General features: G+C 68.5%; 18 protein-coding genes and 1 pseudogene. 13 read left to right on the forward strand and 6 right to left on the reverse strand.

Going from position 1 to position 18244, the window contains the following annotated elements; translation table 11 throughout:
- Positions 1 to 16 precede the first annotated feature (16 nt).
- From KLK06_RS48325 to KLK06_RS48335, 3 genes are all read left to right on the forward strand, one after another.
- A complete protein-coding gene (locus KLK06_RS48325; RefSeq protein ID WP_214642504.1) occupies positions 17 to 1069 on the forward strand; it encodes an ABC transporter substrate-binding protein in 1053 nt (350 codons plus the stop codon).
- Positions 1066 to 2139: a hypothetical protein gene (locus KLK06_RS48330; RefSeq protein WP_214642505.1), complete on the forward strand. Its 1074-nt coding sequence runs from the start codon at positions 1066 to 1068 to the stop codon at positions 2137 to 2139. Before KLK06_RS48325 ends, KLK06_RS48330 begins: the two co-directional genes overlap by 4 nt.
- An 85-nt stretch (positions 2140 to 2224) precedes the next feature.
- Positions 2225 to 2494, forward strand: coding sequence for a CGNR zinc finger domain-containing protein (locus KLK06_RS48335; RefSeq protein ID WP_250907209.1), 270 nt, complete (start codon positions 2225 to 2227; stop codon positions 2492 to 2494).
- An 89-nt stretch (positions 2495 to 2583) separates the two neighbouring features.
- On the opposite strand, the gene KLK06_RS48340 is transcribed toward KLK06_RS48335, so the two are convergent.
- On the reverse strand, positions 2584 to 3204 hold the full coding sequence (locus KLK06_RS48340; protein WP_250907180.1) for a hypothetical protein: 621 nt from the start codon (positions 3202 to 3204) through the stop codon (positions 2584 to 2586).
- 475 nt (positions 3205 to 3679) lie between these two features.
- Here KLK06_RS48340 and wrbA point away from each other — a divergent pair, with 475 nt between their 5' ends.
- On the forward strand, positions 3680 to 4288 hold the full coding sequence (gene wrbA, locus KLK06_RS48345) for an NAD(P)H:quinone oxidoreductase (RefSeq protein ID WP_214642507.1): 609 nt from the start codon (positions 3680 to 3682) through the stop codon (positions 4286 to 4288).
- 47 nt (positions 4289 to 4335) lie between these two features.
- Positions 4336 to 4764 carry a nuclear transport factor 2 family protein gene (locus KLK06_RS48350; protein WP_214642508.1) on the forward strand — a complete coding sequence of 143 codons (429 nt, stop codon included), beginning with the start codon at positions 4336 to 4338 and terminating at the stop codon, positions 4762 to 4764.
- A gap of 162 nt (positions 4765 to 4926) precedes the next feature.
- Here the strand turns inward: KLK06_RS48350 and KLK06_RS48355 are convergent, their stop codons facing one another.
- Complete coding sequence (locus KLK06_RS48355) at positions 4927 to 7203, reverse strand: DMT family transporter (RefSeq protein WP_214642509.1); 2277 nt, start codon at positions 7201 to 7203, stop codon at positions 4927 to 4929.
- Between the two features lie 195 nt (positions 7204 to 7398).
- On the opposite strand from KLK06_RS48355, the gene KLK06_RS48360 reads away from it, so the two are divergent.
- Positions 7399 to 7617 (forward strand): tautomerase family protein, encoded by a 219-nt coding sequence (locus KLK06_RS48360; protein WP_214642510.1) that lies wholly within the window; start codon positions 7399 to 7401, stop codon positions 7615 to 7617.
- Positions 7617 to 7832 (forward strand): aldehyde dehydrogenase family protein, encoded by a 216-nt coding sequence (locus KLK06_RS48365; RefSeq protein ID WP_214642511.1) that lies wholly within the window; start codon positions 7617 to 7619, stop codon positions 7830 to 7832. The genes KLK06_RS48360 and KLK06_RS48365 overlap by 1 nt, the downstream gene beginning before the upstream one ends.
- Before the next feature lie 87 nt (positions 7833 to 7919).
- On the opposite strand, the gene KLK06_RS48370 is transcribed toward KLK06_RS48365, so the two are convergent.
- Entirely contained in the window at positions 7920 to 10577 is a 2658-nt protein-coding gene (locus tag KLK06_RS48370; RefSeq protein WP_214642512.1) for a caspase family protein, read from the reverse strand.
- Between the two features lie 271 nt (positions 10578 to 10848).
- Between KLK06_RS48370 and KLK06_RS48375 the strand changes: the two genes are divergently transcribed.
- The 4 genes from KLK06_RS48375 (at position 10849) to KLK06_RS48390 (ending at position 15381) form a co-directional block, all read left to right on the forward strand.
- On the forward strand, positions 10849 to 11292 hold the full coding sequence (locus KLK06_RS48375) for a hypothetical protein (RefSeq protein WP_214642513.1): 444 nt from the start codon (positions 10849 to 10851) through the stop codon (positions 11290 to 11292).
- Positions 11289 to 11612, forward strand: a complete 324-nt coding sequence (locus KLK06_RS48380; protein WP_214642514.1) for a transcriptional regulator — start codon at positions 11289 to 11291, stop codon at positions 11610 to 11612. Before KLK06_RS48375 ends, KLK06_RS48380 begins: the two co-directional genes overlap by 4 nt.
- 329 nt (positions 11613 to 11941) lie before the next feature.
- Entirely contained in the window at positions 11942 to 13957 is a 2016-nt protein-coding gene (locus KLK06_RS48385; protein ID WP_214642515.1) for a pyridoxamine 5'-phosphate oxidase family protein, read from the forward strand.
- Positions 13958 to 14313: 356 nt separating this feature from the next.
- The gene (locus tag KLK06_RS48390; RefSeq protein WP_214642516.1) at positions 14314 to 15381 is read left to right on the forward strand and encodes an alkene reductase; all 1068 of its coding nucleotides are present in this window, start codon (positions 14314 to 14316) and stop codon (positions 15379 to 15381) included.
- A gap of 81 nt (positions 15382 to 15462) precedes the next feature.
- On the opposite strand, the gene KLK06_RS48395 is transcribed toward KLK06_RS48390, so the two are convergent.
- Positions 15463 to 15630 carry an FCD domain-containing protein gene (locus KLK06_RS48395; RefSeq protein WP_214642517.1) on the reverse strand — a complete coding sequence of 56 codons (168 nt, stop codon included), beginning with the start codon at positions 15628 to 15630 and terminating at the stop codon, positions 15463 to 15465.
- Between the two features lie 5 nt (positions 15631 to 15635).
- Complete coding sequence (locus KLK06_RS48400; protein ID WP_214642518.1) at positions 15636 to 16559, reverse strand: VOC family protein; 924 nt, start codon at positions 16557 to 16559, stop codon at positions 15636 to 15638.
- 301 nt (positions 16560 to 16860) lie between these two features.
- Here KLK06_RS48400 and KLK06_RS63370 point away from each other — a divergent pair.
- Positions 16861 to 17058, forward strand: a pseudogene (locus KLK06_RS63370) (NmrA family NAD(P)-binding protein); the annotation flags it as partial.
- Positions 17059 to 17296: 238 nt separating this feature from the next.
- On the opposite strand, the gene npdG reads toward KLK06_RS63370, so the two are convergent.
- Positions 17297 to 17932 (reverse strand): NADPH-dependent F420 reductase, encoded by a 636-nt coding sequence (npdG, locus tag KLK06_RS48410; protein WP_308168774.1) that lies wholly within the window; start codon positions 17930 to 17932, stop codon positions 17297 to 17299.
- Between the two features lie 75 nt (positions 17933 to 18007).
- Between npdG and KLK06_RS48415 the strand changes: the two genes are divergently transcribed.
- Complete coding sequence (locus KLK06_RS48415) at positions 18008 to 18220, forward strand: hypothetical protein (RefSeq protein WP_214642577.1); 213 nt, start codon at positions 18008 to 18010, stop codon at positions 18218 to 18220.
- Positions 18221 to 18244 lie beyond the last annotated feature (24 nt).

An 18244-nucleotide genomic window follows, 5' to 3' on the forward strand; every position in this document is an offset into this window, starting at 1 on the left:
TGAAAGAAGGAACCCCATGCCCACGCGCCGTGCCGTACTGGCCGCTGCCCTGACAGTGCTCGCCGCAGCCGGATGCTCCGGCTCCGGTTCCGGTGAGAAGCAGGCCGATCAGCAGACCATCGTCGTCAGCACCTTCCCCTTCGGGGTGAAGGAGTTCGAGCAGGCGGTCGTCGCTCCGTTCACCAAGCAGACGGGAATCAAGGTCGAGCTGGACACCGGGTCCAACGCCGACCGGCTGTCGAAGCTGAAGCTCACCAAGGGCAAGCCGGAGGCGGACGTGGTGCTGATCTCCGACTACTTCGCCGCGCTCGGGCAGAAGGACGGCCTCTTCCAGAAGGTCGACGTGCCCAACATCAAGGAGCTCGCGCCGTTCGCGACCGAGGGCACCTACGAGGGGCCGGCCTACACGCACCAGCTCAACGGGATCATCTACAACACCGGCAAGCTCAGTCAGAAGCAGGCCGCCGACTGGGCGCTGTTCGCGAACGCGGCGAACAAGGGAAAGGTCGCGCTTCCCGATATTTCGGTGACCGCCGGACAACTCATGGTCTCGGGGGTGGGTGAGTCGTACGGCAAGGGCCCCTATGACATCGACACCTCGTTGAAGACCCTGGCCGGTTGGGCGCCGAACGTCCTGCAGTTCTACACCTCCTCGACCGAGGTCACGAACCTGCTGAACCAAGGCGAGATCGTCGCTGCCGACGCGCTGAGCGGCTTCGCCACCAAGCTCGTCACCTCGGGCGAGCCGATCGCCTGGACGGCTCCCGCCAAGGGCCGCTACATGGCCACCAACCGGGCGATGATCCCCAAGGGCGCGCAGAACCAACAGGGAGCGGCGAAGTTCATCGACTACATGCTGTCGGCCGAGGCGCAGAGCGCCATGGCGAAGGCCGTCGGTGACCTGCCCACGAACCTGAAGGCCGAGATCCCGGCCGACATCGCCAAGGTGACGGGCGAGGCGGCGAAGGACCCCGTGGCCGCCGGGTTCAAGACCCTCGACCCCGCCCAGCTCGTCGACACCCGCACCACCTGGGTCGACCGCTTCACCCGCGAGGTGGCCGGCAAGTGAACCTTGACCTGATGCCCAAGGTCGATCTGCACTGCCACCTCATCGGCACCGTACGCGCCTCGACCTTCGCCGAGCTGGCCAGGCGGGAGAGGCTCGACCTGCCCGACACGCCGGAGCGGATCTACGCGGATGTGAACTCGCTGCCGCCGGACCCGGCGCTCTACCTGAACACCCGGATCCCGGTTCCGCAGGGCAGGAGCGCGGACGAGCCCGAGGTCTCCTACTCGCTGTTCCAGGTGTCGTCGTGGGTTGTCCAGGTCCTGCGCGAGGCTGACGATCTCACCAGGATCACCTATGAGGCATTCGAGAACGCCCACCGGACCAGCGCGACCAGACATCTCGAGGTCTCCTTCGACGCGCTGACCGGACATCAGGAGAAGCTCGGGTACGCCACGGTGATCGAGGCGTACGCCGAGGGCATCAGGATGGCGGAACGCGACTTCGGCATGTCGGGCAGGCTCATCGCGGCCGTCGACCGGAGCAAGTCGGGCGAGGAGGCGCTCTCCTGGATACGCACGGTCGCGGACCACCCGCACGACTACGTGGCAGGCATCGGGCTGGACAACCTGGAGACCGCCGGGCCGCCCGAGCGGTTCGAGGCCGCCTTCCGGCTCGCCGGTGAGGCCGGGCTGCGCCGTACCGCTCACTCCTCCGAGCACGCGCCCGTCGCCGTCAACACGGTCACCTGTCTCGACGTACTCGGGTGCGACCGGATCGACCACGGCTACTTCGTACTCGAGGACGACGAGGTCGTCGCCAGGGTCAGGGATGAGCAGATCCCGTTCACCGTCATCTCGACCACCTCGCGGCGCTCGTGGCGGCCGTGGCGGCGGGCGTCGATCGCGGCGATGCTCGAGGCCGGGCTCAACGTCATTCCCGCTTCCGACGACCCTGGGATGTTCCCGACATCGCTGGCGAACGAGTATCGGATCCTCTCCGATCAGCTCGCCGTACCGGATGAGCGGCTGCGTGCGATGGCACTGGCCGGGGTGGAGGCGTGCTGGCTGCCGAAGCCCGAGAAGGACGCGCTGCGCAAGCGCTTTGAGGGCGAACTCGCCGGCGCGGAGTAATCGGCATCTGAAGCTGCTACTGGTCACGGTCCTCGTCGAAGGGCCGTGACCAGCAATGACGCAACTGACCTAACAGCGGCGTGTGATGCTCGACGCGACGGTCCTTCCGCCCCGGCTGGTGGCCCGCACCCGAGTACCGGTGGATGCGGCGCTGGCCGGGCTGCTCGCCGTCGTCGCCGAGGCCATGGCGGCCGGCACGTGGACGCGGCTCAAGGCCTGCCGGGAGCCGAGCTGCCGGTGGGCCTACTACGACTACTCCCGCAATCGGCGCCGCACCTGGTGCTCAATGGACCTTTGCGGAAACCGCGCCAAAGCCCGCGCCTCGCACCACCGCAAATCCACCGCGCGACCTTGATCGCGGTACGGCCCACGCGCTCATCCGTCTCGATGCATGGCCGGCGGCGGTCCGCCCACGAGCTTGCCGGCACCGGCAGAGGTGGGCCGTCAACCTCGGCGGTCGGAGGCGGACGAGTCCAGTTCGTCTGCACGGCGGAGGTCCTTGGGGCGGCCTATGGCGCGGCGCATCTGGATCAGGTCTTTTCGGGAGACGTAGTGAACTTCCAGGCCGCCCGGGTCGACTGCGGTGATCGCGCGGTCGAGGAACTCTCGGGCGTCAAGGTTGCCCCAGGGGAGCGCCGGGGTGCAGCAGTCGCCGCCGGCTTCGGGTGAGGTGAACTGCACTTTGGGGCGGAGAAAGCAATCCGGGTGAGTTGCCAGAGGGTTGCCCTTTTCGTCGGCGAGCTGGGCGTTGACGGAGGTGAAGGCGGCCGCCAGGGCTGGGGTGTGGGCCGGGGTGCCGTCCCAGAGCAGGTCCAGATCGCCGGTCAGTTCGGTGGATCCGTGCATGATGCCGGCGACCTGCCCGATCACTACGGCCTGGACGCCGTTGCGGTGGAGGGCTTCGAGCAGCGGGAACGGGTCGAACCCGAGGGCACCGTCCGTGCCGATCGTGCCGACGTCGTCGTCGGCGTCCTCGTGACCCAGGCCGGTGGCCGCCCGGTTCAGGGCCAGTTCACGGGTGCGTCGTGCGGCGGCGCGGAGTCGTTCCAGCGGTTCGTCGATCATCCGATCCATGCAACACCCGGCCGCGCTCACGGCGCACTCGAATTTCTTAGAGGGGCGGTCTCCTCCGCCCGGCGGATCGGGCGCTTCAGACTCGGGGTGCGTAATGCGACTGTGGTGCGGCGACCTGTCCGCCGCGGCCGGTGTTCTGAAGCTCACCAGGCGGGTCGGCGATCTATACGGCCAGGCCGCCGCGACACGTAAATCAGACGGTGACCCACAGGGCCCAGCCGGGAGTTTGCCGTGGTCGCTGCACGTCCTGATTCTCGCGTAGATCGCGTAGATGTAGGTCTCCTGCGCCGTCACCGGCCCAGCAAGCCGCCCATCCGCATCCAGAACGCGTACCTGTCGGAGGAGATCCCTGAGATCGCAAAGGAGCATGGTCTCGGTCCGGATGGTGAGGTCGGCGCGTCGCCTCACATTGTGCGGGGCTGTGTCGTCGTACCGATGAACCGAACGCGAAGGAAGGAAACCGATCATGGAACCCGTGAAGGTCGCGATCATTTACTACAGTGCGACAGGCACCGTGCATGCCTTGGCGCAAGCCCTCGCCGAGGGCGCGGAGAAGGCCGGCGCACACGTGCGACTGCGCAAGGTCGCCGAAACGGCCCCGCCGGAGGCGATCAGCGCCAGGCCGGAGTGGGCCCTGCACCTGCAGGACACCGCCGACGTCACCGAGGCCGGCCATGACGACCTGGAGTGGGCCGACGCGGTGCTCTTCGGCACCCCTTCTCGCTTCGGCAACCCGGCCAACCAGCTCAGGCAGTTCATCGACACCACCGGTCCCCTGTGGTTCCAGGGCAAGCTCGCGGACAAGGTGTACTCGGCTTTCACCGCCTCCAACACCGCCCACGGCGGACAGGAATCCACCCTCCTGGCCCTGGGGAACACCTTCTACCACTGGGGCGGCATCATCGTGCCCCCCGGCTACACCGACCCCATCCAGTTCCAGTCAGGCAACCCCTACGGCACCTCCCACGTGACCGGCGACGGCCCACCCAGCGAGGTGACCTTGCAGGCGGCTCGCCACCAGGCCCGCCGCGTCGTCGACACCGCGGCCGCGCTCAAGGCCGGCCGCGCCGCCTGATCCAGCACGCGTCTGGTTGCGGTCAGAATTCTTGAACGGAGGATGCGATGACTACGAACGATTCCGAGGTTAGGGCGTTCTTGGACAGTCGAGTCGATGCCTGCCAGAAAAAGGACATTGATCGACTCATGTCACATTATTCTTCCGACATCGTTTATTACGATGTCGTGCCACCTCTCCAGTTCGCGGGATCCGATGAAGTCCGCGGCAACTTTGTGCGGTGGTTTGATGAATACGACGGCCCCATCGGCCTGGAAACGCACGACCTCACCGTTGTGACGAGCGCAGACGTCGCGTTCGCGCACATGCTTCACCTAGACAGCGGAACGCGTAAGAACGGGCTCCAGAGCGCGATATGGGTACGATCGACCGTCTGTTGCCGACGGTCGAATGACAAGTGGTTGATCACGCACGAACATATCTCAGTGCCGATCAACCCTCAGAACCTTCAAGCCTGGTTTCCGCCGGGGATGTGAGCCAGGCCGATGATGCAGATCCGGTTCGGCGACCCCGGCCTGGCCGAGCTGGGTAGCGGACCGGAATGGGGCGCCGCGCTGGTTGCGGCGCCCCAGGACACGACCGGCCTGATCTTCTAGACGTGACCGCGACCGACATCAGCACGAGTGATGAGGACTTCGTCAACGCCGCTTCGGCGGTCTGCGGTAGGTGGTGACCTTGTCGCCCGGTCCCGGGTACGCCATGATCAGCAGCTGCTGGGTGCCGTACTTCTCGCCTTTCCAGGGAGACCAGGCGAAGTGCACGCGGATCCGGTAGTGCCCCTTGCGACCCTTGAGTGACAGGTCGGGCAGTTCGGTGCCGCTCAGGCCGTCCATGAAGCTCATCTCGCCGCTCTGGTTGGCGTAGCCGACCTCGACGACGTCGTCCCAGCCCTTGGTCTCGACCGGTGGGCGGCGCGTGTAGGTCTCCAGCGTGACACAGACGTGGAAGTCGGAATGCGTGTTCACCGTCACGCTGCCGGGCCCGGCGATGACCCGGCCGGCGGTCGTGCTCTTGCCCTCCTCGGAGAATTCGTCGTACAGCTCCAGCCCCGCCTCGGGCCACTCCGGATCCTTGAGGCGGATCGCCTTGGCGGGCTCGATGAGGGGGCGGTGAGATGGGGTGGCGTCGCATTTGCGGCGCTCCTCGGCCATCATCTCGTCGAATTCGCGATCCTCGGCGGCCGCTTCCGCCGTGACATCCGCGTTCGCGGCCGGGCAGATCCCGGCGAGCACCCCGCTCAGGCCGGGGAGATTCTCCCCTTCCGTCCCCTGCAGGCGGGCCAGCTCGCGCCGGTCTTTACGGGTGTAGGCGGCGCACAGGCGACGGCCGTGGGCGAGCAGCACCTGGTCGGGCGCGGTGGCGGCGAAATCGAAGGTGTTGTGCTGACGTACCGCGCAGATGAAGGCGCGCTCACCGGTCGGCGGCGCGGGCTCCTCCGTGGCCACTCCGTTCTCCCAGGGCTCGCGCGGTGAGCAGCTCGCGGCCGTGGTGATCGGGCCGCGTGACTGGTCGGCGGCCGGCAGGAAGCACAGGGCCACGGAGGTGGCCAGCGCCGTCACGAGCACGTGGTGGCGCAGGCGGGCGGTGGACGGGGCGCCGTACAGGACGAGCAGGACGAGGGCGGAGGCGGCGAGCGCGACGCTGTACCACAGCGGGGAGAGTCCGAAGAGGATGTCGCCCTTGTCGTTCGGCTCGAACAGCCCGTCCGGGTACAGGGCCAGCCGCTGCTCGGTCATCTCGGGGATGGTCTTCCAGTCCGCCTCGGACTTCGTGGTGAGCGCGGTGACGACGCCTGCCGCCGCGCCGAGGGTCAGGACCAGCATCGTGACACGCAGCAGCCGTCTGGTCCTGCGTACGAGCGCGATCAGGACCAGTACGGCCGGGGCGCCGACCCCGACGAGCAGGTCCACGGCGACCCAGAGCACCGTCACCGGGTAGCTCAGGTACCCGTGGAAGAGCTCGTCGACCGCGCCCCTGGGGCCGATCCACACGGGCATGCCGTCCGCGAGGTTGACGGCCGCGGGGATCAGCGGGAGCACCACGGCCACGGCGGCGAGGGGCCACGCCCGCGCGGGTGCGACCTGGACCGGAGGCGCCGGAGACGGCACGGGGATCGGGCCGCCCAGGTCGTGGGCGGAGCGGGCCTGCCACACCATCCCGAAGACGCCCAGAATGCTCAGGACCATGAGCAGCAACAGGTGGTAGTCAATGCCCCAACCACCGAACGAGATGATCGAACGACCTCCGGTCGACAGCAGCGACAGCGCCGCCGAAACCCCGCCCATCCGCACGGTGCCTCGGGTCCAGCGCGCGTCCCTGGCCTGGCCGGCCAGGACCGGCACCAGCCACAGCAGGTAGACGGTGTTGCCGAGCTGGTACGGAGAGACGAACGGCAGGATGTCGTACTGGCCGAGGCCAACGGCGAAAGTGGCGGCCATGCCCATGGCGGCGTTCGCCAGCCCCGCCACGAGCCCGAGCAGCCGCAGCCATCGAGGCAGGCTTCCGGCGAGGACCACGAAGAACAACCCAATGATGGCGACTTGGAGCAGGTCGGAGGGCAGACCGAGCCACCACTGGTACGGGATCGGAAACCGATACAGCAGCGTGCAGGCGATGCTGAGGTACAAGGCCGCCCGCAACAACCGGACGGGCCGCTCGTTGACCGCCGCAGCGCCGGTCGGCCGCCCGCGCAGCACCTGCCAGTAGGCCCAGCCTTGCAGGACTCCGCCCGCGACCATGAGGAGCTCCACCCACCAGGTGTAGGGCACGAATTCCGGGTCCCACCCGCCGGTGACGATCTCGCGCAGCAGCGCGGGGTCGCCGGTGGCCAGCGCGAGAACACCGGACACGACGACCGCGGCCACATAGATGGCGGCGAACAGCATGGCGATTCTGCCGAAACGGTAGCGGCGCACGGGAACACCCTCAGGCACGAGCGGACAGGATCTGGCAAAGGCGCCCAACCCTAGCGAGCCCCACCTAAATGATCAAGCACCGGAGGCCCTGGACCTGGTGCCGTGGAATGGCCGACGCCGTGCCCGTGCGGCCGGGCACCACGGTCGCAGTACATTTCACCAATCTTGGTTCGCTCCATCTAACGGGAGGCTGACATGCCGCTGATCGAGGTGACGCTGGTCCATGGCCGCACGCCGGACCAGATCCGCACGCTGATCCACGAGGTGACCGCGGCGGTCGTACGGGCGCTGGAGGTGCCGCAGCAGAGCGTCCGCGTCGCCGTACGAGAGCTGCCGGCGACGCACTGGGCGGCCGGCGACGTGACCATCGCCGAGCGGGAGGCAGCCAGAGAATCGGGAGGAGAGGCGAGCTGATGGAATTCTTCGGTCATCTCATCGACGGCGAGGAGTCCGCCTCGGCCTCGGGCGCCACCTTCGCCTCGGTCGACCTCTACACCGCCGAGCGCGGGCGCATCCTGCACCGTCTGGCGGACCTGATCGCGGCGAACGCCGAGGATCTGGGCTTGGCGGACACTCGCGACATGGGCCAACCGATCAGCCAGTCCCGCGGCAAGCGTCCTACGAAATAACGCCCTCCATGAGGAAGCAGAGGTCGCCGAAAAACGCGCGGATATGCCGTGCGTAGGCTCCCGACCTGTGGATCTGTCGGGGCTCGCTCAGCTTCTGGAGCTGGTCGGGGTGGGGAAGACGGCTACGGTGACGAGGGAGCGACGGGTCGCGACATCCCAGAGGCGCGCCGTACCGTCGTAGGAGCCGCTGACCAAGGACTTGCCGTCCGGGCTGAAGGCCAGATCGGCGATCTGACCGCTGTGGCCGGTCAGTGTGCCGATCGGGCGCGTGGTGGCGACATCCGTCAGCACGATCGTCTTGTCGGAGCTGCCGGTGGCCAGCGTCTTGCCGTCCGGGCTGAACGCCAGCGGCCCGACCCCGTCGGTGTGTCCGGGTTTGAGGTCCTTGCTGGTACGGGTCGTCAGGTCCCATATCTGGATGGTGTACGCGACGCCGCTGGAGCTGGCCAGTGTCTTCCCGTCCGGGCTGATGGCCAGGTAGTGGATGCCGTCCTGGGCGCCGGTGAGGGTGCTCCTGGTGTGGCCGTTCGCCGGGTTCCACAGGCCGATGGTCTTGTCCTCGCTGGCGCTGGCCAGGGTCTTGCCGTCGGGTGTGAAGGCCAGCGCCCGTATCTCGCCCGTGTGACCGGTGATCACGTTTCGGGTACGGCCGCCGACTACATCCCAGAGCCGGATGGTCTGATCGATGCCGCCGCTGGCGAGGGTCTTGCCGTCCGGGCTGAAGGCGAGGGCTCGTACGACACTGGCACGACCGCCGTTGACCAGCGGGCCCTCGGTGTGACCGGTCAGATCGGTGATCGATTCACCGGTGCGGACGTCCCAGAGGTGGATCGAGTTGTCGGCGCGGCTCGCGGCGATCTTCTTGCTGTCCGGGCTGAAGGCCAGGCCATAGAGGCCACTGGTGTTGCCGGAGGTGTTGAGCGTGGACAGGGCGGCTCCGGTTGACGCGTCGCGCAACCAGATCTCGCTTCTGAGGTAGCTCGCCATCGCGACGGTCTTGCCATCCGGGCTGAACGCCACCGACGTCATCGGGGCCTCACCCCCGCCGCTGCTCTGGCCGCCATTGTCACGAGGTGATCCGTTCACGATCACTGTGGTGATGGCCGCCGCTGCCACAGTCACCGCCAGCCCGGCCAGGAGAGCGACCCGGGTCCGTAACCGCCAGCGCCGCCACATCGCACCGATCGAACCTGTGACGGCAGGTGCCTTCGGAGTGACGAGCTGCCGAGCTGGGCTGGTCGCTTGAGGCGGGGTAGAGGGCTGGACCGGTGCGGCGGTGGCCTGGGACTCGGCGGCAGGTTCGGGTTCGGGCTTGGCGGCGGGTTCGGGCTCAGCGGTGGGTTTGGGCTTGGCGGTGAGGGTCGGTTGAGCGGCGGTGCTCGGCCCGGCGAGGGCTTGGGTGGCGGCGGTGGAGACCATGCGACTGTCGTCGTCGGCCAGCTCCTGCAGAGCCATTCGCGCCGCCAGGGCGAGCCCCGCGTGTGCGCCGTGCAGCAGGCGCTCCAGTTCCCCGACAATGGCGGCGCGCACAGCGGGAAGCGGGTTCTGGAGCGCTCCGCGCAGTTCGGCGGGCAGTTCGCTGGGCCGCTCGACCGGGCGAGCGCGCCGGGCGACGACCAGATCACCTTGTACGTCGAACGTCCACTTGCCCGGCGTCTGCTTGGGTGTGATCGTTCGCACCCGCTCGTAGACGAAGTCGTACAGTTCGTTGATGCCCACGTACCCGTCCTGGTTGAGGTCGGCCTCGCCGGTCTCCAACCCTTCGACGAGCACACCGGTGAACACGGACGGAGAGGGCTGCTGGTCATCGGCCAGGTCGAGGCCGTCGAAGGCGTACTCCAGCGCGTTGGACGCGGTGATGACGATGCGGCCGCGCCCGCCGAACTGGTCCTCGACGTGCGTGCTGAACCCCGCCCTCGGCGTCGCGCCGCGCGCGAAGGCGCCCGCGTAACAGCAGTCGAGCAGCAGGACGATGCGGCGGCAACGGCTGCGGCTCATCGCCCGGTTGACGAAGCCAGCCGATATCGCTGTCGCGGCGAGCAGGTTGAGCTTGGTGCTGGAGGTCGCGAAGTACAGATCCCCGCTGTCGTCCTTCACACCGTGCCCGGAGAAGTGCAGCAGGAGCAGGTCATCGGGATCACGGTCGGCGAAGAAGCCCTCGATCGCCTCGGTGATGACCGGTGTGGGCTCGTTGACCAGCGTACGTACCTCGAAATCGCCGATCGCGGGATTGCCCAGCACCCGGGTCAGCGCGTCGGCGTCCGTGGCGGGCGCGCGCAGCTTGCGCAGCCCCGAGTCGCGGTAGTCGTCGCAGGCCACGATCAGCGCCACCCGCCGGCCGCCGCGGGGCGTGGCCTCGGTGAGCTCCTGCCGCGACCGGCGGCGGGTCAGCCAGTCATCGATCAGCCGGCGCTGATCCGGCGACGCCACGCCCGTCACCTCGAGCAGGTCGCCGTCGAGGCTCATCTTCACCGAACGATCCCTGTGCCGCGTCAGCCAGGCGGTCACCGCCTCCACGAGGGCACCGAGCAACTCGGTGCCCGCCAGCGCGACCGTCAGGCCGCCGATGGCGAAGGACAGGATCGCCCTACTGCCTTCCGGCGCCTCGCCGGCCTGGGAGAGGCCGACCACGACATCCAAGTCGAGCAATTCGGCGCGGAGCGTGGCGGTCAGCTCGTCCAGCTCCTGCGGATCCGCAGAGTCGTCGACCACCCACAGGTTCAGCTGGTTCGTCCCACCCGCCATGGCAGCTCCCAAGGGAAGGAACGGGCTGCGTCGAGTGGAGCCTAGCCGGAGTTCGTCTCGATACCGTTACCGTCTCCACCACCCGCCGCACTCGTACGGCCCCTCCGCTGGAGAAGAGGTGTGTGGCCACGAGGCGCCGTCACGCGTCACAGGCGCGTTGCCCCAATGTCGAGATCATCGGCGTGACCCGGCGGGGTGCGTACGCCGCCTACAGCACCTGACCTGGACCGTGCGTTGACTTTCCAAGTTGGAATGTGATTGACTTTCCATCATGGAAAGGAACAGTGCCGAGGACCTGTCCCTCATCGCTGAAGCCCGCGCCGCCATCGCCGACCGGCTGATCACCCCGTGGTGGTATCACCCGATCCTCGGACTGCTGCTCGCCGGTTTCGTCCTCGCGTTCGGGCTCGGCGGTGCTGCGGTCAAGATCGGGGGCGTCGTGCTGCTCGTCGTCGGCAGCGCCGCGCTCGCTCGCGCCTATCGCCGCTTGACCGGTTTCTGGGTGTCCGGCTTCGAAGCGGGCCCCGCCGGCCGGTGGCTCGGCGCGCTGGGCTGGTTGACAGCCCTGGCCACCGTCGCGGCCCTCGGAATCGGGGGCTTGACCGACCTGCTGTGGCCGGTGTGGTGCTTGGCCATGGCGCAGTTCGTCGGCACCATCGTTCTGTGCCGGCGGTTCGACATCGCACTGCGGGCCTATCTGAGGGCAGGCGTATGACCGGGCGGTTCGACGAGGTGGTGCATGCGCCGAACCGGTTGCGGATCTGCGCGCTTCTCGCCGCCTCGTCCAGCGCCGAGTTCGCGGTGCTGCGGGACATTCTCGGTGTGGCCGACTCGGTGCTGAGCAAACACTTGAAGGTGCTGCAGGACGCCGGTTACCTCGCGATCTCCAAGCCGACCGGCCGGGGCCGGGTGAAGACCTGGGTGAGCCTCACCCCCGAGGGCCGGCGCGCCTATGCCGGGCACGTCCAGGCGCTCAAGGCGCTTCTCGACACTCCGGGCATATCGGTTGGTTCGCCAGAGGCGCCGCACGGATGAATCCGGTGACGGCTGCGGTCGGGAGCAGGTCAGGTAGCCATCGCCCGCGTGTGACCATGACGGACTCCACGGACGCGCCGGTGGGGGCGTAGCAGCCGTACCCCAGCGCGATCTGTCCGGTTCGCCGGGCGTTCCACTGCAGCGCGATGTTCATGTGTGATCCCGGGTTCCCTCGACCGACCCGATGACGGCTCGGGCGCGGTCGGCGCAGTAGTCACCGGCGGGGTGAGCCGTACGCCCGCTCCACGCCATTTCCATGCCTTGGAGGCCTCAAAACGATGCGAACCATATCTTCGACGACCGAAAGCGGCCGACGACCAATCGTCGCCATGAACCGGATCACGACCGTGGCGCAGCTCGAGGCGATCATCGGACGCCCACCGGCGATGGTGATGCTGAAGGAACTCGCGGAGCTGGACGATGCCTGCCGGCACATGCTCGCCCTCGCGCCGCTCGCGGGCTTCGGCTACCGCGATGACGACGGGCGGCCCCGGACGACGGTGGTCGGCGGAAAGCCCGGCTTCGCCGAGGTCGAATCACCGACGCGGATCGCTTTCGCCTCCGAGGTGGACGCGTCGGGCGCGGTCTCCTTCGTTTTCCTGCTGCCCGGCGTCGGCGAGACGCTCCGGGTGAACGGCTCGGTCGCCGAGCGATCCGCTGGTCGGATCGTCGTCGATGTCAGCCAGGCCTATGTCCACTGTGCGCGGGCGATTCTCCGGTCCCGGCTGTGGGATCCGGTCGTTCCGACGGTGTCGGTTCCCACTGTCGCCGACGGGCCGCTGTCCAGCGCGGGCGTCGCCGCCTTCCTGGGGCCTACACCGTTCTTCGTGGTGTCCTCCTGGGACCGTGACGGCGGCAGCGACACGAGCCCGCGCGGTGACACGCCCGGCTTCGTCCGGGTGATCGACGGGCACACGCTGGCCATCCCGGACCGGCGCGGCAACAAGCGCGCGGACACCTCTCACAACCTGCTCGCCGACGACCGGATCTCCGCGGCGATGCTCGTTCCCGGCCGTACCGACGTGCTGCACGTGAGCGGTACCGCCGTGGTCACGGACGACGCGAATCTGCTGGCGGACATGGCGCTGGGCGGCGCCGTCCCGCAGACCGCCCTCATCGTCACCGTGGAGCGGGCCGAAGTGCGGCACAACCAGGCCGTCGCCGCCGCGAACGTCTGGGACCGCGCCAACCGCGTCGACGCGGCCACGCTCTCCGAGCTGATGGCGTTGACGACACGGCAACTCGGCGTGAAGAAGCCGGCGCTGCGCTGGCTGGCCAGGCCGCTCGCCGCGTTATCCCCGCTGATCCGGCGGATCATAGACGGCTCCTACCGCCGCGCGCTCAAGAAGGAAGGCTACGGCGTTGCGACCGACACCGGCCCCGGGCGGCCGGTGCGGGTGATCGACGTGATCCGGGAGACGTCTGACGCGGTCACGCTGGTGTTCTCCGGGGCCGACACCGCGTTCGCGCCCGGCCAGTTCTACACACTCATCATGGAGATCGACGGGCGTACCGTCCGGCGCGCCTACTCGGCCACCTCCGTCCCCGGCACGGATCGGCTCACGCTGACCGTCAAACGGAACGGGCTCTGCTCCACCTATCTCAACGACCACGCCCGCGTCGGCACCGAGATGCGCGTCCTCGGGCCGTCCGGCACCTTCGGCGTGACCGATCCCGCGGCGGCCGGCACGGACTACGTCCTGATCGGCGCCGGCAGCGGCATCACACCGCTCATGAGCATCATTCGTACGGTGCTCGCCGCCTCGCCCGACGCCACGATCACCTTGGTATACGGCAACCGCACCGAGGCCGACATCATCTTCGCCGACGAACTCGCGGCGCTGCGGGACGCCCATCCCGGCCGTCTCACGGTCCACCACGTGCTGTCTCGCCCCGACCCGGGTTGGACCGGCCGTACCGGCCGAATCGGCCCCGATCACCTGATCCACTCAGAGCGGGCCCACTACTACGTCTGCGGACCGGCGGCCATGCTGACCAGCGTCCGCGACTGTCTGACCGGCCTCGGCGTCGCCTCGGACCGCCTGCATGAGGAGCAGTTCACCAGCGTGCCCGCGGCGGCTCCCGAGCTGACCGCGCGGACGATGACGGTCGAGAACGTCGGTGACGTGGTGGTCTCCACCGGCCAGACCATGCTCGACGCGGGCCTCGCCGCAGGCGTACCGATGCCCTATTCGTGCACCGTCGGCAGCTGTGGCGAATGCCGGATCCAGCTCCTCCGTGGCGAGGTGCGAGGCACCGTCGAGGACGGTGGTGTCCTCACCTGCGTCTCCTATCCGCTGACCGACACCGCCGTCGCGATCGGACCGGCGGAACCTCGGGACTGAACGCGTCGTGGCGGCCGCCACGAACATCCTGCTACCGGACGCACGGCCGATGTGGTCCTGACCGCCACACGTATCGGCCGGTCTCCGGAAACACTGACCGGGGGGTGACTCAAGCCGCCTGCGGTGTACGCGACCGACCCGGCCAGAATGACCCTTGAACTGTTTGAACAGGTACAAATACTTCTCGAACCGCAGGAGCGTCTTGCCCTGTCCTGATCAGTGGATCGTGACGCAGTTCACAGCTACCAGGGAATGGCCGATCACAATTTACTTGTTCGGACAATCAATGACGCGATGAGCGCCAGGCAAGTGGCGCCGCCCCAAGCGGCGACCTTCTCGGAACAAGGAATGTGATCATGCCTACGGCATTTGACTCTTTCGAGCTGGGCGGCAAGCGCTTGGCCAACCGCATCGCCATGGCCCCCATGACCCGCAGCCGCGCCTACGACCCCGGCGCCAGCCCGACCGAACTGATGGCGACCTACTACGCGCAGCGGGCCGGCGCTGGCCTGATCGTCACCGAAGGCACCCAGCCGTCGGCGATCGGCCAGGGCTATCCCGACACCCCGGGACTGCACTCCGCCGAGCAGGTCGCCGCCTGGCGGCAGGTGACCGACGCCGTGCACGGTGCGGGCGGCGTGATCTTCGCCCAGCTCATGCACACCGGCCGGATCGGCCATCCCAGCCTGCTGCCGGACGGCCTGCACCCGGTCGCGCCCTCCGCCGTGGCGGCCAACGGGCAGGTCTACACCCGCCAGGGTCCCCAGGACTTCGTCACTCCCAGGGAACTGACCGAGGCCGAGATCGCCCAGACCATCGGCGACTTCGCCACCGCGGCCCGCAACGCCATCGCCGCCGGCTTCGACGGCGTCGAACTCCACGGCGCCAACGGCTACCTGATCCAGCAGTTCCTCGCCCCCAACACCAACCGCCGCACCGACGGCTGGGGCGGCACGGTCGACGGCCGGATCCGCTTCGCCGTCGAGGTGGCGACCGCGGTGGTGCAGGCCATCGGCGGCGACAAGGTGGGCCTGCGCATCTCGCCCGGCAACCCCTACAACGACATCGCCGAGGACGACGTGGAGGAGACCTACGGCGCCCTGGTGGCGCGGCTGGCCCCGCTCGGCCTGGCCTACCTGCACCTGGTGGAGAGCGCCGACCGCGATTTGACCCGCCGCCTGCGCAAGGAATGGCCCGGCGCGTTCATCCTCAACCCGTTCACCCACCCCGCCCCCACCGGGTCGGAGGCGCTGGAACTGGTGGAGGACGGCACCGCCGACATGATCGCCTTCGGCGCGCTGTTCCTGGCCAACCCCGACCTGCCCGCCCGTCTCGCGGCCGGCGGCCCGTACAACGCCCCCGACCCCGTCGCCTTCTTCGGCGGCGACCACCGCGGCTACACCGACTACCCCGTCCTCACCTGATCCCTGCCCGGAGGCGATCAGCATGACGCCCGGCCGGTCATCCCGGCCGGGCGTCATCACGGTTCACCGCACAGCCGCTCTCTAGGGCTCCGTCGCCATGCCCAGTGCGCATGACGTGCTGGTCAGATGGCGCTTTACGGCGTCCAGCGCCGCGTTGGCGTCACCGGCCCGTACGGCCTTGGCGATGTCGAGGTGCTCTTGCAAGATCGTCTCGATCCGGCGCGGGCCACGGAACGCCGACTCACCCATCGAACTCATCCTGTTTGGTGCGCGCCGGTCATCAACCCGGCCAGGTCCTCTGGCCGCAGGAACGACGGCGGTGGCGGTGGCCCCCAGCTGAACAGGCCCTTGGCGCCTTCGATGGCTTCCGGCGTCCAGAGTTGGTCGTCGACGATGCAATCCATGTCGGAGTAGTACTCGGAGAAGTTCCCCGCCGGATCTTTGAGGTACCAGAAGAAGTTGGACCCGGCGTGATGCCTGCCCAGCCCCCACACATGCCGTTCGGGGTGGTCTTCCAGCATCGCGGTGGCGCCGCGACCGACCTCGTCGATGTCGTCGACCTGCCACGAGCTGTGGTGCAGGAACTCCACCGGCGCCGCCAGTACGAGCACATTGTGATGGTCGGTGGAGCAGCGCAGGAACGCGCCCTTGCCGGTGATCTCGTCGCTGAGTTTGAACCCGAGCCCGTCGGTGAAGAACCGCCGGGTGGCCTCGTAGTCGGTCGAGCCCATGACGACGTGGCCGAGCTTGCGCGGTCGCACCGGTCCGGTGCGCAGGACGGCGGGCGCGCGGCTGGTCAACCGCTCGAACCGCCCGGGACCGTTGTACGAGGCCGCCGGGACCGGGGCCTGCCGCACCGGTTCGGCTACCCGCACCACCGCCCGGAACCCGGCGACCGGCTCCAGCGCGGTGACCGAGTCCGCGTCGCACGTCACCGGCACGCTGAGCCGGTTCAACCGGTCTGCCACGGCGTCGAGGTCGTCACCGTGTTCGGCACGGACGACGACCTCGACCAGCCGCCGGGTCGCGGCGGGCACCAGCCGTAGCTGGCGTCCCCCGTCCCGTGTGGACAGCCAGCCATCCGGCTCCGGGGCGAGGCCGAACTCGGTGTAGTAGTTCCGGGTGTCCGCGATGTTGGGCACACCGACGGTGATTGACGACAGCCCGTGTAACGGCATTGCGACCTCCTGGGAACGGACGGGAAGGCGACATCAGTGGCCGGCGACCATGCGATGGCGCATCTGACCAGTTCGACGCCGGGGGCGAGGAAGCGCTGTGGTGTGCGACCGAGCCTGGCGCTCAGAGATGTCCTGCCCCACCGGCACGCCCGCCACGTACGACCAGGCGACGTCGGTCACCAAGCTGAGCCGCCCGGACACGTGTTAGCCACCTTCATGTGGGCTATTTCCTCATAATTCGTCGTCCGGCACAGCACCGGGCGGGATGCTAACTGTCTAATCCGCAGCACCAGAGACTCGATCTCCACGGGCGCCGGTGGTCAAGGGTGATCTCGATGATCCGCATTCCCTCGATGCCGCGCTCGGCGGTGCGTACGGGGTCTACAGCGTGCAGACGTTCATGGGCCCGGACGGGATCGAGGGCGAGGAGCGTCAGGGCCGCGCGGTCGCCGAGGCGGCGGCGCGGGCCAAGGTCGAGCACTCCGTGTACGCAGCGCGTCTCGGGGCGAGGAGCGTCACATGGGTGATCGCGTTCTCCGACTCGGTTTCCTCGCCGGACCGTCCGGGTCGGCGAAGGAATGGACGGCGCTCGCCAAGCGCGCGGAAGACCTCGGCTGCTCGACCTAGCCCTGGTCGGACGCTGAGCCGCGATTCGGCATTGCGACGTTCACCAGCGTCTCGCCGAGCGGCTGGGCGTTCGCGAAGTGACGCTCGGCGTGACGGTGGCGGCGGGATCGTCACACGTCGGTGATACGGATTCCCGCGTGTGCCTTGTAACGGCGGTTGATCGCGATCAGGTTGGCGGTCAGCGCCTCCACCTGGTGGGCGTTGCGCAGCCGCCCGCCGTACACGCCCCGCATGCCCGGCACCGCGTCGGCCAGCGCGCGCACGAGGTCGGTGGCCTCGCGATCGTCGCCGAGGACGAGCACGTCGGTGTGCAGCTCGGGGATCGACAGGTCGGCGAGGTGTACCGCCGACACGTGGTGGAACGCGGCCGTCACCCGGGACTCCGGCAGCAGCTTCTCCGCCTGCTGCGCGGCGCTCCCCTCCTCGACGGGGAGCGCGAACGGGCCCTGCTTGTCGAAGCCGAGCGGGTTCACGCAGTCGATGACGATCTTGCCGGCGAGCTGGTCCCGCAGCGAGGCCAGCAGCTCACTGTGGCCCTCCCACGGCACCGCGACGAGCACGACGTCCGCCATGGCGGCTGTGTCCTGGTTGTCCATGCCGGTCACGCCGTCACCCAGCTCGGCGGCGGCCGTCTCGGCACGCTCGGCACTCCGTGAGCCGATGATCACCTTGATGCCGGCCTTGGCCCAGCGCGGTGCAGGACGTCGTCCCTCTCGGACACCTGCTGACCTCGTCCAGCCCGGCACCGGCGATGCGCCCGTTGGCGAGATGGCAGGCGTCGTGGTGCCGACGCCTTCGTCGCGGCGGTCCGTGATGCCGGGGTGCGACTCGTCGGGCTCAACTTCTTCGCCGGGAACATGCCCGAAGGCGACCGTGGCATCGTCACGTCGGCAGCACGCGACGTCGGCGTGGTCATCCCGCTCGGCGGCGCCGTGGCCCAGCTGATCGCCGCTCTCGTCGCGCGCGGTGATGGCGACCTCGACCACTCCGGCCTGTTCAAGCTCGTCGAAGTGCTGTCCGGCCGCACCGAGTAGTTCGATCGCTCTCGCACAGGACAC

It is taken from the genome of Nonomuraea sp. NEAU-A123, from assembly GCF_018603905.1.
Lineage (GTDB): Bacteria > Actinomycetota > Actinomycetes > Streptosporangiales > Streptosporangiaceae > Nonomuraea.

What these genes read in the sequence shown, in the direction of transcription:
- KLK06_RS48325 (WP_214642504.1), top strand. Translation starts at nt 17, where the DNA reads ATGCCCACGCGCCGTGCCGTACTGGCCGCTGCCCTGACAGTGCTCGCC.
- KLK06_RS48335 (WP_250907209.1), top strand. Translation starts at nt 2,225, where the DNA reads ATGCTCGACGCGACGGTCCTTCCGCCCCGGCTGGTGGCCCGCACCCGA.
- KLK06_RS48340 (WP_250907180.1), bottom strand. Translation starts at nt 3,204, where the DNA reads ATGATCGACGAACCGCTGGAACGACTCCGCGCCGCCGCACGACGCACC.
- wrbA (WP_214642507.1), top strand. Translation starts at nt 3,680, where the DNA reads ATGGAACCCGTGAAGGTCGCGATCATTTACTACAGTGCGACAGGCACC.
- KLK06_RS48350 (WP_214642508.1), top strand. Translation starts at nt 4,336, where the DNA reads ATGACTACGAACGATTCCGAGGTTAGGGCGTTCTTGGACAGTCGAGTC.
- KLK06_RS48360 (WP_214642510.1), top strand. Translation starts at nt 7,399, where the DNA reads ATGCCGCTGATCGAGGTGACGCTGGTCCATGGCCGCACGCCGGACCAG.
- KLK06_RS48365 (WP_214642511.1), top strand. Translation starts at nt 7,617, where the DNA reads ATGGAATTCTTCGGTCATCTCATCGACGGCGAGGAGTCCGCCTCGGCC.
- KLK06_RS48370 (WP_214642512.1), bottom strand. Translation starts at nt 10,577, where the DNA reads ATGGCGGGTGGGACGAACCAGCTGAACCTGTGGGTGGTCGACGACTCT.
- KLK06_RS48375 (WP_214642513.1), top strand. Translation starts at nt 10,849, where the DNA reads ATGGAAAGGAACAGTGCCGAGGACCTGTCCCTCATCGCTGAAGCCCGC.
- KLK06_RS48380 (WP_214642514.1), top strand. Translation starts at nt 11,289, where the DNA reads ATGACCGGGCGGTTCGACGAGGTGGTGCATGCGCCGAACCGGTTGCGG.
- KLK06_RS48385 (WP_214642515.1), top strand. Translation starts at nt 11,942, where the DNA reads ATGAACCGGATCACGACCGTGGCGCAGCTCGAGGCGATCATCGGACGC.
- KLK06_RS48390 (WP_214642516.1), top strand. Translation starts at nt 14,314, where the DNA reads ATGCCTACGGCATTTGACTCTTTCGAGCTGGGCGGCAAGCGCTTGGCC.
- KLK06_RS48395 (WP_214642517.1), bottom strand. Translation starts at nt 15,630, where the DNA reads ATGGGTGAGTCGGCGTTCCGTGGCCCGCGCCGGATCGAGACGATCTTG.
- KLK06_RS48400 (WP_214642518.1), bottom strand. Translation starts at nt 16,559, where the DNA reads ATGCCGTTACACGGGCTGTCGTCAATCACCGTCGGTGTGCCCAACATC.